The following is a 14242-nucleotide window of genomic DNA, read 5'->3' as shown; positions in this document are numbered from 1 at the left end:
AAAACTAGCGTAGGTTGGGGAGCCAGTGCGTTGCGGGGGTCCCAAGAGTTGTAGCACCTGGCGTTTGAGGAACGTAGACGCGCCCTGCGCGGCTGATCGCAGAGTAACCCAACATTATCAAGGCTTTGTTGGGTTTCGCTTGCGCTCAACCCAACTACATTTCTTCTTAACTGAACCGTATTGAGATATCAGATGTAAATTCAAAATGATATATTCTCTTTATAGAAATTAACTGTAATTTAATTAACAGTTAAACATAATATAAAACGTAGCGTTTCCACGCTATACCCATGCTGCTAGCAGGTTACACTAGGTCTGAATAACAGCGGTTTTACCGTTTACAATGAGGCTTTTATGGCTGTTGATCTGGTAGAGATTGGCAATTACTTAGATAACCTTGGTTGGGATTATCGTGTAGATGAAGAAGAAGAGCGTATTATCACAGGAGTAGAAAGTGATAATGTCGAGGACTTTCTCATTGTTGTCCAATTAGATGAGGATGGGAAGTTTTTTCGGCTATTTGCACCACAGGTTTTGGCAGGAGTGCAAGATCATCCCCATAAAGCAGCCATTCTCCAAACAATGCTAGCAATATCCTGGGAAACTAAAATGCTGCAATGGGAGTATGATCCTTCCGATGGTGAAATTCGTGCCATTATAGAGTTCCCCTTAGAAGATTCGATTCTCACTGAAAAACAATTTAACCGTTGCTTGAGTGGCTTAATTCAGCTTGTTGATAATGTTGCCATACCTCGTTTGCAAGAGGTGATGGAAACAGGTCGTGATCCAGGTAATGTAGAATTAGGAGAAAGAATTTTATTAAGTATTCAACAAGAAGCACCAGGATTGCTAGACCTATTGGAAAAAGCAATGGAAGCCCGTAAAAAGCGGGGGAGTTTTCCGAACGAATCAGCCGAATGAGTAATGAAATAGCTATACTCCAAAGTGATACGCTCAATATACTGAAATTTTTCTAGGGTTGGATATTATGACATCTTATGCAACCTCCTCTGCTAAAGCAGAAATGAGTGAACTCCGGCGTCTGAAGGGTTTGCTACCACCAGAATTGCAAAGTTGGGTAACTGTTGAAGGTACAACAGAGGTAAATCCACCCCTAATTCGCTGCGAAGAAATTGGCAAAGACCAAGTAGAAATTCAAATTGACTTGGTGAAATGGGATACGCTGGCAATGGATCAGCGCAACTTACTGTTCTGGCACGAAGTCGCGCGCATTCAAAATGATACCATTCCCAAAGATGGTTGGGAAATGGCAGCTTTAGCCATCGGTTTAGGTGGCGCTGTTGGCGAATTATGGGTACAGGATGCTTTATTGCTGATATTAGCCTTAGCACTATGCGGTGTTTCTGGCTGGCGACTTTATCAAAAAAACAGTGGAGAAAAGCAACTTAGAGAATTTATTGAAGCTGATGAAAAAGCGATCGCTTTAGCGACTCGTTTTGGATACAGTCTTCCCAACGCTTATAAAAGTTTAGGTAGCGCTTTAAAAACCCTAATTGATATGACTCCTAGCAAGCGTCAACGTTCTAAATACGAAGGACGACTGTCAGCCCTCAAACGCAGTGCTAATAAAGTCAGGGCAAAATCCAAGACTACTGTGGATGAAGGGATATATTAAGGGAGACAAGGGAGACAAGGGAGACAAGGGAGAATCTTTATTTCAAGTACACTCTTTACTCTTGATACTTCCCCACCTCTCTATCTCCCCATTAACCTTAACGAGTTAATCAAATTTTGCCAACCGTTACAAACCCCTATTCCACGTGTCTTCGCTTCAACCAAACACCAGCTAACCCCAGCAGAACTAGCCCAGCAGTTGTAGTTGATTTTGGTGGATTTTGCGCTTGATTGAAGTTACCCAGTTCTGTAGTGTTTACCTTAAATGAGTAGAGAAAGCCAGGAACTAACCTTTGACCTTTCGGACAATAAGTGTCGATTGTTACCTTACTAACGGTGCTACCGTCCTGATTGCTGCAAACGTCGAATTGTACGTCATCATCATTTTGGGTGACGCTATAGTCGTTATCAGTACCTATTAGCAAGGCATAAGAACCATTTCTGAGTTTAGGGCCAATTGTTAGACCTTCCATTTTTTCTGGTATCTTTGTCCAGTCACCAGGATTTTCAGGATTCAAAGTTTGCGCTATATCGAAAAACAGAGTTTTACTAACCGGATTTACACCTGCTGGTAAAGTGTTTGTGCCTGTAAGACTAGTATTACTGACGTCAGTTGCACCGACAAGGCTAATTTTATAAACACGCTTGCTTGCAACAGGATTGGGAGTGTCAGTGGGATCATCGGCTAAATCATTCAGTACGTCTACCCCGAACCCGCGATTATCTCTTTCCAAAACTAAAAATTCTTGATCATTGAGAGCAGTTATAGCACTGATCCCGATATTTCGACCTTGGGCATTTTGTCCAAAATCATTGTCAGTACCAGGAATGCGATCGTTGATATCTGTTAAACTTTCTAATTGATAAATGTACTGAGCCGTACTCTGACCACTAGCAATATCAAATTCTACCAATCGCAGATTACGACTGTAGCGTCCATCGTTCCTAGCATTATTATCTACGCCTTCATTCACCAATGGGTCTTGGAGCATGGCAAATAACTTTTTACCATCTGGGCTAATAGTTAGTCCTTCAAAACCCCGATTATCTTGGCGTCCACTCGTGAGAGTTGGACGACCATCGACATAGTTGAGAGTATTTCCAGCCTTGGGAATGAGATTATCTGGAATGACAAATGACCTGATGAACTCACCCTTGGGACTAAATTCATAAACAGAGGGGCCATATTCATCGGAAATGTAAAAATTCCCATTGGAAGCGACTGCAAATCCCTCTGGATCAAAACTCTGACCAAGAACTGCTTTATCGCTGTTGAGTAATTCCGGGTTCAAGCCATTGAAGCTTTGACCATCTTTTTTGAAGACAATTGTCTCTAGAATTCTAAACTTTCTAATTTTCCCCGTGATTGGGTTAATATCAAGGGAAAATTTTTGTACCCGTGTTTCGTAGGGAATAACACCGCCACCAGGGCCGCGATCGCTCAAAGCATAGTAAACATTGTTCGTGCGATCATAGTACAAATCTGAGAAAAATCCTAAGCGGTTTTTATTGGCACTATTGCCATCGTAGGGATATAAATCAGTACTTCTACCGGGAATAGTTAAAGTATCGCTGAGGGAAATACCATAGGCAGATGTTGCATATCCGGTAACACTCACGGCAAGTGAGCAGGTGAGTACGGAAAACCAATGTCTGAATTTAACCATTGCTAATATTCAAGATGTGACTATTTTCAGCATTGGGTTACCGTATTAAGACTAGGTTAACCGTCAAACTCAGTAGTGTTTTTTATACTAAAATTTTACAAACTTTACTGTTTTCTTGGTTTTATCTTTATGAAATTAACTAGGGGTAAGGTGACAAAGAGCGATCGCATATGAATAATTAAACGGTAATAAGATCACTTGCTGATCCGAAATTCTCTGAATTAATTTATGAGTGCTAGAAACTTTCAGTAAGGACTTTAGTCTTAAATTATAAGAACTCTAAAGCTTTCACTAACAACAACTGTAGGGGTGTAGACGCGCAAGTGGCTGATCGCAGAGTAGCTCTTGTAGGAAGATATTTAGTTTTCAATTTAAAGATACTCGTACAAATGCTACGTCCCTATCCACTAAACTAATTTAAAATCTTTATCTACTTGAAGATTTGATGAAATATGACTGATTGTTCGGTATTCACAAAAGATGTTTGATAACTTTGCTTAAAGAATTGTTTAGTAATTAAATTAAGATAAATACTCACATCAAAAAAATTTGCTCAAAAAATATTTTTGTGAGTAAACAAGCTTGTGCTGTATTTGAATTCCCATTATGGGTATTCTAAGCACAAGCGCGATCGCGACTAAAAATATCGTAAATACCTGGAAGACTATGAGAATTTTGGTGACGGGCGGTGCTGGGTTTATTGGCTCACATTTAATCGACCGACTAATAGCTGATGGACACGAAGTCATTTGTTTAGATAACCTCTATACAGGTCATAAACGTAACTTCCTCAAGTGGATGGATCATCCTTATTTTGAATTTATCCGTCATGACATCACCGAACCAATCCGCTTAGAAGTAGATCAAATTTACCATTTAGCCTGTCCAGCTTCCCCAGTACATTACCAGTACAACCCAGTCAAAACTGTAAAAACCAACGTCATGGGTACGTTGAACATGTTGGGGTTAGCAAAGCGTGTAAAAGCGCGCTTCTTGTTAGCTTCCACAAGTGAAGTTTATGGCGATCCAGAAGTTCATCCCCAAAACGAAGAATACAGGGGTAGTGTGAATCCGATTGGACTCCGTTCATGCTATGACGAAGGCAAGCGTATTGCTGAAACCCTAGCTTTTGATTATTACAGACAAAACAAAGTTGATATTAGAGTTGCTCGCATCTTTAACACATATGGCCCTCGCATGTTAGAAAACGATGGTCGGGTAGTCAGTAATTTTGTAGTTCAAGCATTACGGGGTATTCCATTAACCGTATACGGTGAAGGTTCACAAACACGTAGTTTTTGTTACGTATCAGACTTAGTAGAAGGACTGATGCGACTCATGAATAATGACTATATTGGACCAGTTAATTTAGGAAATCCTGACGAATACACAATCCTAGAACTGGCTCAGGCTGTACAAAATCTTGTTAATCCCGATGCAGAAATTAAGTTTGAGCCACTACCTGCTGATGACCCACGCCGCCGTCGCCCCGATATTACTCGAGCGAATACTTGGTTAAATTGGGAACCTACCGTTCCGCTACAAGAAGGGTTAAAACTGACTATAGAAGATTTTCGCGAACGTATAAAAAATGGTCAATAGTCATAGGTCATTGGTCAATGATCATTAGTCATTAGTCATTGGCTTTGAACACATGACAAATGACAAGGAACAAATGACGAATTTGCAGAAAACTTTTTTTAAGAATTTAACCCCAAACAAAGTGAGGAATTAAGCAAAATGCGTGTTTGTGTTATTGGTACTGGTTACGTTGGTTTAGTGACAGGGGCTTGCTTGGCTCACATTGGTCATGATGTGATCTGTGTAGATAACAACGAAGAGAAAGTTAAGTTAATGAAGTCTGGGCAATCGCCTATTTTTGAGCCTGGACTCTCAGAAATTATGCAAAATGCCATTGTAAATGGCAAAATCCAGTTTACAAGTGATCTTGGTGCGGGAGTCAGCCACGGAGAAATTTTGTTTATCGCGGTCGGAACACCACCTCTACCAACTGGTGAAAGCGATACTCGTTATGTAGAAGCCGTTGCTCGTGGTATTGGTAGTCATCTTGATGGTGGCTATAAAGTAATTGTCAATAAATCTACCGTCCCGATTGGCTCTGGTGACTGGGTACGGATGATAGTTCTAGATGGTATTGCTGAACGGCAAAAAACACTCGTACCTGCTGGTGGAGGGCGTGATCATGAACAATTACCAGAAATTACAGCCGAGTTTGATGTAGTCAGTAACCCAGAGTTTTTGCGGGAAGGTTCAGCAGTTTATGATACCTTTAACCCCGATCGCATTGTTTTAGGTAGCAATAGCTCTAAAGCGATCGCGATGATGGAAGAATTGTATACTCCAATTGTAGAGCGTAAATATGCTGAAGATCAGTCTTTACCTCCAGTACCAGTGTTGGTAACAGACTTGAGTTCAGCAGAAATGATTAAATATGCTGCTAATGCTTTCTTAGCAACTAAGATTAGTTTTATTAACGAAGTCGCAAACATTTGCGATCGCGTTGGTGCTGATGTCACCCAAGTAGCCAAAGGAATCGGCTTAGACTCTCGGATCGGCAATAAATTCTTAAATGCTGGTATTGGCTGGGGTGGTTCTTGCTTCCCCAAAGATGTCTCCGCTTTGATTCACACCGCCGATGACTACGGCTACGAAGCCCAACTACTCAAAGCCGCAGTCAGCGTTAACGAACGCCAGCGCTTGATTGCTGTTGAAAAACTCCAGCAAGCCCTCAAAATTCTCAAAGGTAAAACAGTCGGATTACTCGGTCTGACCTTTAAACCTGATACCGACGACATGCGTGACGCCCCAGCACTCAACTTGATTGAGCAGTTGAATCGATTGGGAGCCAAAGTCAAAGCATATGACCCCATTGTTTCCCAATCTGGTTTACGTGACGGTCTTTCTGGTGTATTGGTAGAAACCGATCCACAAAGACTAGCCGATGGTTGCGATGCTTTAGTCATTGTCACTGAATGGCAGCAGTTCAAAACTCTTGACTATGCTCAGATGGCAAAATTGATGAACCACCCCGTCATGATAGATGGTCGTAACTTCCTCGATCCTGAAATGATGCTCAGAGATGGTTTCCAATATGTTGGAATCGGTCGGTAAAAAAATTTGAAAGACACACAATAGCGAGTCTTTTTTGAAATACGCCCACAGCATCAAGCTGTGGGATTTTTAATTTTTTCTTTTAATCAGCCATAGACCATCCCAATAGCGCAGTACTGAGAGTGATAAAATCTGTGCCAAGACCTCTACTTCAGGTATTGTGGTAGAGGTTATTACTTATTTATTAACCATTTACAATCAAGTAGGTAGATACCGTGGCACAGGCTTCGTCTTCTTGGCAGCAATTAATTGACCAGATCCTCGATTGGATGCTTCCAGAGTTCAAGTCAGGAGCCACAAAAAAGTTAGCTCTAGAACGTTTCCGTGGTCCAGGAGGCGTTCTTGGGTTCCTGACTATAGTTGTGGCAATGCTATTGTGGAATTGGAAACTGCTGTTAGCTAGTAGTGCAGGTGTGGGGACAATGATGTTTGTTTATTCCATGCAAGCATGGCGTTGGCAGTTACACTGGTCTGAGATTAAGAAATTTTTAAATAGTCCGAACCGTCGGCTAGCTTTAGCCGTGATTAGTGGTGGTATAGCTTGCTTCAGCACTTACATGGCAACTGTGATTTGGTTAGAATCCAATAGCCATTGGCTGGCCGCAGGCGTAATTTTGCAAGGTTCAGCAACACTATTAACATTATTTTTATTGACATGGCAAATAGTCAGCCTTTACGGAAATCGAGATGAAAATCAGTTAGATAATTTATTGAATAATCTCACCGAAAAAGATCCTCTCAAACGTTTAATCACTATACGTTTGCTAACAAAATTAATCAATCAAAACCGAATTGATACTTCCGAGTTACAAAGTATTGATCAATGCTTAAGACTCCTGCTTTGTCATGAGGAAGAAGCAGCAATTCGAGAAGCAGCTTTTAGCAGTTTGCAAGTCTTGGAGCGAATGCAAATGCTTTCATCAACTCCTGTAACACTTAAAATACCTACCAAAGCAAAAGTTAAAAGTCGGATTAGTTGTTAGTCAATGATCAAACAATTTTGGATTTTGGATTACTCTACCCCTGGGGGGAACACTACGTGAACGAGAAGCCGCCCATAGACGCCTTGCGCCTACCGTAGGTAGCCAGCCACTCCGTGTCTACCCGTTAGGGTAGGGCGTCTATGGATTTTGGATTTTGGATTGACAATTGACTATTGACTTATTTGATGCAGTCTACCATTACGGACTTGTACGACACGATGACCGCATCTGCGGACTAGTTGCTCATCATGAGTAGTAACAATTACTGTTGCTCCAAAGAAATTTAACTTTTGAAGAATCTGTATTATTTGCCAGGAGTTGTCAGGATCAAGATTACCAGTTGGTTCATCAGCTAAAAGTATTGGTGGGGTTGCTATGATTGCTCTAGCAATACTCACCCGTTGTTGTTCTCCCCCGGACAATTGTTCAGGAAAACAGTCAGCTTTATTCAACAAACCTACTAACTTTAACGTCGGTTCTAGACGTCGTTGAATTTCTTTACGGGTATATCCTTGTGCTTGCAGAACAACAGCAACATTTTCTGCTACAGTTCTTTGAGGAATGAGTTTGTAGTCTTGAAACACAATGCCAATACGGCGTCGAAATAACGATAAGCGATCGCCCCGTAAAGAAGCCACATCACACCCATCAACTATTACTTTTCCTTGTGTTGGTAATTCTTCGCCATACAGCAGTTTCAACAGTGTTGACTTACCAGAACCACTAGGGCCTGTAATAAATAAAAATTCACCCTGTTTGACTTCCAAATTCATATCTAACAGAGCTTTATGACCATTGAAATATGTTTTTGCAGTTGAGCGCAATTGCACCATTAGCCCAGTATTAGGCTGTTGAGTATCGCTGTCTTGAACATGAGTAAATTTGTCAGATGTCGCTTTTTGTGATACTACTGTTGGCATTGCTATTTCTTCACACCCACAACTAAACATGCATAAAATAATGATTCCCAAGTAATACCCAGGAATCTCATAATCTTTAGTTATATTTTTTTAGCTTGTGGTTAGTAGTTAGTCATTGGGGATTGGGGATTGGGTTTTTTCTCCGCGTCTCCCTGCTCCCTGCTCCCTGCTCCCTGCTCCCTGCTCCCTGCTCCCTGCTCCCTGCTCCCTGCTCCCTGCTCCCTGCTCCCTGCTCCCTGCTCCCTGCTCCCTGCTCCCTGCTCCCTGCTCCCTGCTAAGAGCTTCCTTGTCCTCCCCGATCCCCGATCCCTAAAAAATTTACTGACTGATCGCTTCTCTTACAGTCAAACCATAAATCAAAGATTTCAGGGCAAATTTAGGTAAAGCCAACATCCGTCGCCAACGCCAAGGTTCTTTGTATAGTCGGTACAGCCACTCTAAATGATTGTTTCCCAACCAAGCAGGAGCGCGAGTTTTTGTCCCTGACCAAATATCAAAACTACCACCGACGCCGATCCAAATTGCTTGGGGACACAAATGGCGGTTTTGAGCAATCCACAATTCTTGACGTGGTACACCCAAACCAACAAAAATAACTTTTGGCTGGACTTGAGCAAGAGTTTGTCGTAATTGTTCTTCTTCTGCTGGAGAATGGAACCCAGAATGTGTTCCTGCTATTGTCAAAGTCGGAATTTTCCCCTGCCAAAAATCTGCGGCTTTCGCAGCAACTCCAGGCGCGCCACCATAGAAAAATAGCTTTGCGTCCCTTTGTTTTTCTCCAATTTCTCGCAACAGTGTTTCTGCTAGCTCGATTCCAGGAATCCGTTGCACTTTTTGTCCACGTAGCCACCGCAAAAATAGAACTACTCCTGCTCCATCTGGAATGACTAGTTCAGCGGTTTTAATCACCTCAGCCAGAGATTTGTTTTGTTCAGCCTGCATGGTCATTTCGGCATTGAGCGTAATTACATGCGCTCCCATACCTTGTTGCAAGCTTTCTAGCAACCAGCTTGGATAATCTGTCATGATATGAACTGGTAGCCCCAACACCGAAAACACTTTAGGCGGTTTCAACATAGCCTAGTTTTGAGTAGCCTCACACCAATGTCCATCGAACGATAGTTTAACAAATTTTTGTAAATAGAGATTTCCCGAAAAATGCGTATTTTAGAATACAACTTTTGACTCAATAAACTTTAGATACATTCTGTCTACGAATAGATTTCAAGCCAAATTAAGTTATTTCATGAGTTAAAACCATTAAGCATCAAAGCAAAATATAGAGAGGGTTTTATTTTTATTCCCTCACATGCAATGATTCGGTAGACCCTGTAATTTGAAACATTTGGTATTAGTACGCATTCCTGAGAAAATATTATAACCAAACATAAAAATATGATTCTTCCTAGACTCCTACACCCTTACACCCCCATACCCAGTTTCAAAACAGCTAGACTCAAACTAATTCAGCAATTCAAATTACAAATTCAGAATTCGCAAGTAGTTTGCACTCCATCACCTAAAACTTTTTAGTAAACTCAATCTTACACAGTTAAGAGTGTAAGGGGCAGAATCGACTATGAATAAAATTCGCGTGGCATTGATAGAAGATCATGATCTCACCCGTGTAGGCATCAAAATAGCGCTACAGCAAAGGGAAGATATAGAAGTGGTGGGAGAAGCTGCTAACGCTGCTGATGGCATCAGATTGTTAAAAACATTACACCCAGATATTGCAATTGTAGACATTGGCTTACCAGATAAAGATGGCATTGAACTTACACGAGATGTAAAAGCACTTGCCAATGGAGAAGAAGGAGTGAAGGTATTAATTTTGACACTGCGTGATAACAAAGAAGCAGTGCTTGCTGCCTTTGCTGCTGGGGCAGACTCCTATTGCATGAAGGATATTAAGTTTGATAATTTACCAGAAGCCGTACGTGTTACTTACAATGGTAATGCTTGGATCGATCCAGCGATCGCACGCATTGTATTACAACAAGCACAACAAAATCCATTGAAAATGGAAATGACAGCAGAAACTAAAACCGCGGTGCAAAATTCACAAACAACTAGCACTGATGAAGATTTAATTGACCCGTATACCTTGACAGAAAGAGAATTAGAGGTATTACAACTGATTGTAGAAGGTTGTAGTAATGCTGTAATTGCAGAGAGGCTCTATATCACGGTTGGAACAGTCAAAACCCATGTTCGTAATATTTTAAACAAACTATGTGCAGACGACCGTACCCAAGCGGCGGTTAGGGCTTTACGTTCTGGATTAGTGGGATAAGCTAGAAAAACGGGTGTGCAATAGTTTGAATTCCCTATTCTCTATAAGTAAATTTACTAAGTTTTTCTCATTAATATGTGTTAAAAATGAGTGAATTGTCTTGAATAAAGTCTTTCTTCGCGTTCAAATGACTAATAATTCCTTGATGGTACAAGCCTCTCCCTAACCCCCAAATTGGGGGAATGGAGGCTGGAGTTAGGGGGAGGGGCTGTGGCGACGCAGGTTCGCCACCCGTGCCTCGTCAATCCAAAATCTAAAATCTAAAATCTAAAATTGTTTGACGATTGGGTGTAATAGATGCCATTACGCCATCTCGCCATTAAAATATCTGGAATAGTGAAGTCAAATATGACTGGGACAGATGTCGAAAAACTTAAATTGATGGTGGTAGATGATGAGCCAGATAACTTAGAACTACTCTACCGGACTTTTAGGCGAGACTTTCAAGTCTACAGAGCAAATCACGCCTTGAAAGCACTGGAAATTTTGGAAAAAGAAGGCGAAATGGCTGTGATTATCTCTGACCAAAGAATGCCAGAGATGAATGGTACCGAATTTTTGAGCTTGACGGTAGAGCGTTTTCCTGATAGCATACGCATCCTGCTGACAGGTTTTACTGATGTTGAAGATTTAGTTGATGCCATTAACTCTGGTCAAGTCTTCAAATATATTACTAAACCTTGGAAACCTGAGCGACTCAAAGTCATTGTTGAGCAAGCAGCAGACACCTATCGACTAGTCAAAAAGCGTACTCAAGAGTTACGCCGCGCCCTACGACGAGAATCATTATTTAATGCTGTCACTACTGCAATACGCGAGTCTCTAGACTACTCCAGTATGTTGGAGAAAATTGTTGCGACGATTGGTCAGTCTTTTAAAACTAGTTATTGCTTGCTCAAACCAGTAGAAAGCAATAGCTTGACATCAAATCAGTTCTCCTACTTAGATTCTAAAAATCTTTGCTCGTGTGAGGCTTTCGATGCGAGTCTTTTGATTGAAAAAGTTCTCGAAACTCAGCATTATCAGCATAGTCAATATATATACGATGGTAATGTTTATTACCAATTAGCGGTACCACTTACTTATCAGCAACATCTGCTTGCAGTTCTGGCTCTCTATCAATCAGGACGCGATCGCCCTTGGCCAGATGAAGACATCCAGCTAATTACAGGTGTGGCTGAACAAGCAGCCTTAGCCCTTTCTCAGGCAAAACTCTACCAAAGTCTTCAGGAAAAGCAAGAGCAGATCCGAGCTGAGTTAGAGGTTGCTCGTCAAATTCAAAATAATCTGCTACGCCAAAGCTTACCTAATATCAAAGATGCAAAGGTACAAGCTTGTTGTTACCCCGCCCGTGAAGTCGGGGGAGATTTTTTTGAAGTGTTTGTTCACCCTAAAGGAGATTTATGGTTAGCAGTAGGTGATGTTTCCGGAAAAGGAGTTCCGGCAGCTCTGTTTATGGCTAGTGCAATCTCGGTGTTACGCCGTGAATTATCTCAAGAAACACCAGCCATGCCAAACATAGTAATTCAAAATCTAAACAAAGCTTTAGGTGATGACTTAATTAGTAGCAATTGCTTTATCACTCTCATCTTAGCCCGATATACCCCCACCACCAGAGAATTTGTTTATGCGAATGCAGGTCATATTTATCCTTTGCTGTGGTCTCGCAACACTGATACACAAAATCCCAATTACCTAAAAATACGTAGTATTCCCTTGGGTATTTTACCAACATGGCAAGCAGATGTTGGTCAATTGTTTCTTGCTCCTAAAGATATCCTACTGTTTACGAGTGATGGAATTACTGAAGCTACGGTGACAACAAAGAGTCATGCAACCGCAAATTCACTCAATGGTGTCCAGCCAAATCATCGTTCCATGCTACATCTAGATGGTCTTTGGCAACTCTTGCAACAAGAAACTCAACCACTATCTCTCAATAAATTGTTAGCTCGTATTCAGGCTGACAACCATATTCAAGAAGATGACCAGACTATACTTTCACTGGAGGTTTTTTAGGCAATGAAAAGTGAACTTCATGTACCAAGCGACCTGAAGTTTTTAGGTATCGTCGAAAACTGGTTGTTGGGATGCTTAGAAGTCCAGTTCAAAGAATCGATTGATTGGTCACGACAATCAAGTCGTCTACGACTGGCTTTGGTTGAAGCTTATTCCAACGTCGTGCGTCATGCTCATAAAGAACAGCCCTATTTACCAGTTTTAATCCGTTTAGAATTAAAAGACCGAGATATAGCCCTAGAAATTTGGGATCGTGGTGAAGGTTTCGACTTATCCAACTATTTACCTCCTAGCCCCAACGACAAAAAAGAAGGTGGCTATGGTTGGTTGATTATGAATCGTCTCATGGATAAAGTTGAGTACAAGTTACAGATTGATGGTTACAACTGTCTCAAGCTACAAGTGAGTGTACCCGAAACTGCTTAATATTCAGTCTGCTTGAACATCGGTAATTGGTAATTGGGTCTTAGGCTAAGTGTATTTTTGAGCGAGAATTCCGAGTAGGGTACAACAAAGCGGATTTATCCATGGAATCCATCCAAAATCCATAGACGCACTACCCTAACGGGAAGCCGCAAGGCGTCTACGTGCGGCTACCTTTGGTAGGCGCGTTAGCGACAGGCGTGCAAGTAGACAGGGAGTGTCTACTCGACAGAGTAATCCAAAATCGAATGACGAATCTCTATATTAAGAAGTATTAACTAAATTAATAACTTTTGCAAAAATTATTTGATTTATAGGTGATATTTATCGAAAAATAAAAATATGTAAGATGACCTAGCCGTCTGTAATTTCAACAAGCGCAACTTCATCAGGCTTGTCTGTAGAACTTGCGTGATTCGGTAGGTAATCAGTTATGGCTAGAACGGGTGCGATCGCAAGTTCAAAAATCGACTTTGCACGTGTCCGATGATAGTTATCGCTCAGAATATTGCACAACAAAGTCACTGTTTCAACTATGGAAGCCTTGTTTTGTTTGTCACCACGCTATCGTCTTGATGATGAATCACCCTGGTTAGAAGGAATTGACCCCAGTCGTAACTACTGGATTATGGTAAACGGAGACAAAAATTTAACAGTAGCGCTTCCTGGATTGAGCGTGTCTACCAAAAGCGAATTAAAGCAAGCCATACAGCAATTTCGTTGCCTACAGCCAGGAGAACAAATGACTTTGCTCAGAGTTGCTGATGCTTGTAAGATTCACTGTGTGAGTTCCAATTGCTATGCCATAGAAGCAAAACTTAATGGTGCTGCTGTCTGGCATTTATTGGATCAAGAAACTTTGGATAGTTTGCTCATGACAGCACATCCTGATTGGCAATGTGCGCCAAAAGATATAGAGTTAGGACGAAGATTATTACTACGCTCTTTTGAGCAAATGGCAGCAACGAAAAATTAGCATTTGTTAGGGATGCTCCCAACAGATATAGCTCAATGATTGCTTTGCTCAATAGACATCTCCAAAAACTGCCTAAGTATCTCTGTAACTAGCTTATAGGGTGCGATCGCCAGTTTCGTAATCAGGCTAGTTTATACGATAGAATAGGGATTTGAGATATTTGTTGTTAATAATCAGACAAAAAAACGTGG

Annotated in this window: 13 protein-coding genes; 9 read left to right on the top strand and 4 right to left on the bottom strand. The window is 41.3% G+C overall.

What is annotated here, in order from left to right:
* The first annotated feature begins 354 nt into the window (after nt 1-354).
* Together ACE1AT_RS12125 and ACE1AT_RS12120 are read left to right on the top strand one after the other, a co-directional pair.
* On the top strand, nt 355-921 hold the full coding sequence (locus tag ACE1AT_RS12125) for a hypothetical protein (RefSeq protein ID WP_374868568.1): 567 nt from the start codon (nt 355-357) through the stop codon (nt 919-921).
* Between the two features lie 67 nt (nt 922-988).
* A complete protein-coding gene (locus ACE1AT_RS12120; protein WP_374868566.1) occupies nt 989-1636 on the top strand; it encodes a DUF3318 domain-containing protein in 648 nt (215 codons plus the stop codon).
* 136 nt (nt 1637-1772) lie between these two features.
* Here ACE1AT_RS12120 and ACE1AT_RS12115 read toward each other — a convergent pair whose 3' ends face one another.
* On the bottom strand, nt 1773-3302 hold the full coding sequence (locus ACE1AT_RS12115; RefSeq protein WP_374868564.1) for an esterase-like activity of phytase family protein: 1530 nt from the start codon (nt 3300-3302) through the stop codon (nt 1773-1775).
* 666 nt (nt 3303-3968) lie between these two features.
* Between ACE1AT_RS12115 and ACE1AT_RS12110 the strand changes: the two genes are divergently transcribed.
* The 3 genes from ACE1AT_RS12110 to ACE1AT_RS12100 all read left to right on the top strand — a co-directional run bounded on the left by ACE1AT_RS12110 (nt 3969) and on the right by ACE1AT_RS12100 (nt 7417).
* On the top strand, nt 3969-4904 hold the full coding sequence (locus tag ACE1AT_RS12110; RefSeq protein WP_374868570.1) for a UDP-glucuronic acid decarboxylase family protein: 936 nt from the start codon (nt 3969-3971) through the stop codon (nt 4902-4904).
* A gap of 138 nt (nt 4905-5042) precedes the next feature.
* Nucleotides 5043-6434 carry a UDP-glucose dehydrogenase family protein gene (locus ACE1AT_RS12105; RefSeq protein WP_374868562.1) on the top strand — a complete coding sequence of 464 codons (1392 nt, stop codon included), beginning with the start codon at nt 5043-5045 and terminating at the stop codon, nt 6432-6434.
* Nucleotides 6435-6649: 215 nt separating this feature from the next.
* Nucleotides 6650-7417 (top strand): armadillo-type fold-containing protein, encoded by a 768-nt coding sequence (locus tag ACE1AT_RS12100; protein ID WP_374868560.1) that lies wholly within the window; start codon nt 6650-6652, stop codon nt 7415-7417.
* A 170-nt stretch (nt 7418-7587) separates the two neighbouring features.
* On the opposite strand, the gene ftsE is transcribed toward ACE1AT_RS12100, so the two are convergent.
* Together ftsE and ACE1AT_RS12090 are read right to left on the bottom strand one after the other, a co-directional pair.
* A complete protein-coding gene (ftsE, locus tag ACE1AT_RS12095; RefSeq protein ID WP_374868558.1) occupies nt 7588-8337 on the bottom strand; it encodes a cell division ATP-binding protein FtsE in 750 nt (249 codons plus the stop codon).
* Nucleotides 8338-8655: 318 nt separating this feature from the next.
* The gene (locus ACE1AT_RS12090) at nt 8656-9414 is read right to left on the bottom strand and encodes a WecB/TagA/CpsF family glycosyltransferase (protein WP_374868556.1); all 759 of its coding nucleotides are present in this window, start codon (nt 9412-9414) and stop codon (nt 8656-8658) included.
* A gap of 502 nt (nt 9415-9916) precedes the next feature.
* On the opposite strand from ACE1AT_RS12090, the gene ACE1AT_RS12085 reads away from it, so the two are divergent.
* The 3 genes from ACE1AT_RS12085 (at nt 9917) to ACE1AT_RS12075 (ending at nt 13078) form a co-directional block, all read left to right on the top strand.
* Nucleotides 9917-10633 carry a response regulator gene (locus tag ACE1AT_RS12085; protein WP_374868554.1) on the top strand — a complete coding sequence of 239 codons (717 nt, stop codon included), beginning with the start codon at nt 9917-9919 and terminating at the stop codon, nt 10631-10633.
* A gap of 348 nt (nt 10634-10981) precedes the next feature.
* A complete protein-coding gene (locus ACE1AT_RS12080) occupies nt 10982-12652 on the top strand; it encodes a SpoIIE family protein phosphatase (protein WP_374868552.1) in 1671 nt (556 codons plus the stop codon).
* Nucleotides 12653-12655: 3 nt separating this feature from the next.
* Nucleotides 12656-13078 (top strand): ATP-binding protein, encoded by a 423-nt coding sequence (locus ACE1AT_RS12075; RefSeq protein ID WP_374868550.1) that lies wholly within the window; start codon nt 12656-12658, stop codon nt 13076-13078.
* A gap of 351 nt (nt 13079-13429) precedes the next feature.
* Here the strand turns inward: ACE1AT_RS12075 and ACE1AT_RS12070 are convergent, their stop codons facing one another.
* On the bottom strand, nt 13430-13600 hold the full coding sequence (locus ACE1AT_RS12070) for a hypothetical protein (protein WP_374868548.1): 171 nt from the start codon (nt 13598-13600) through the stop codon (nt 13430-13432).
* Nucleotides 13601-13610: 10 nt separating this feature from the next.
* Between ACE1AT_RS12070 and ACE1AT_RS12065 the strand changes: the two genes are divergently transcribed.
* Nucleotides 13611-14051, top strand: coding sequence for a hypothetical protein (locus ACE1AT_RS12065; RefSeq protein WP_374868546.1), 441 nt, complete (start codon nt 13611-13613; stop codon nt 14049-14051).
* The last annotated feature ends 191 nt before the right edge of the window (nt 14052-14242 follow it).

This window comes from Pelatocladus sp. BLCC-F211, assembly GCF_041928655.1.
In the GTDB taxonomy this organism is placed as follows: domain Bacteria; phylum Cyanobacteriota; class Cyanobacteriia; order Cyanobacteriales; family Nostocaceae; genus Pelatocladus.
This window is presented reverse-complemented; position numbering and strand designations above follow the sequence as displayed.

Bases quoted from the DNA above. Each gene is read 5' to 3' on its own strand.
- ACE1AT_RS12125 (WP_374868568.1), top strand. From the start codon at position 355: ATGGCTGTTGATCTGGTAGAGATTGGCAATTACTTAGATAACCTTGGT.
- ACE1AT_RS12120 (WP_374868566.1), top strand. From the start codon at position 989: ATGACATCTTATGCAACCTCCTCTGCTAAAGCAGAAATGAGTGAACTC.
- ACE1AT_RS12115 (WP_374868564.1), bottom strand. From the start codon at position 3,302: ATGGTTAAATTCAGACATTGGTTTTCCGTACTCACCTGCTCACTTGCC.
- ACE1AT_RS12110 (WP_374868570.1), top strand. From the start codon at position 3,969: ATGAGAATTTTGGTGACGGGCGGTGCTGGGTTTATTGGCTCACATTTA.
- ACE1AT_RS12105 (WP_374868562.1), top strand. From the start codon at position 5,043: ATGCGTGTTTGTGTTATTGGTACTGGTTACGTTGGTTTAGTGACAGGG.
- ftsE (WP_374868558.1), bottom strand. From the start codon at position 8,337: ATGCCAACAGTAGTATCACAAAAAGCGACATCTGACAAATTTACTCAT.
- ACE1AT_RS12090 (WP_374868556.1), bottom strand. From the start codon at position 9,414: ATGTTGAAACCGCCTAAAGTGTTTTCGGTGTTGGGGCTACCAGTTCAT.
- ACE1AT_RS12085 (WP_374868554.1), top strand. From the start codon at position 9,917: ATGAATAAAATTCGCGTGGCATTGATAGAAGATCATGATCTCACCCGT.
- ACE1AT_RS12080 (WP_374868552.1), top strand. From the start codon at position 10,982: ATGACTGGGACAGATGTCGAAAAACTTAAATTGATGGTGGTAGATGAT.
- ACE1AT_RS12075 (WP_374868550.1), top strand. From the start codon at position 12,656: ATGAAAAGTGAACTTCATGTACCAAGCGACCTGAAGTTTTTAGGTATC.
- ACE1AT_RS12065 (WP_374868546.1), top strand. From the start codon at position 13,611: ATGGAAGCCTTGTTTTGTTTGTCACCACGCTATCGTCTTGATGATGAA.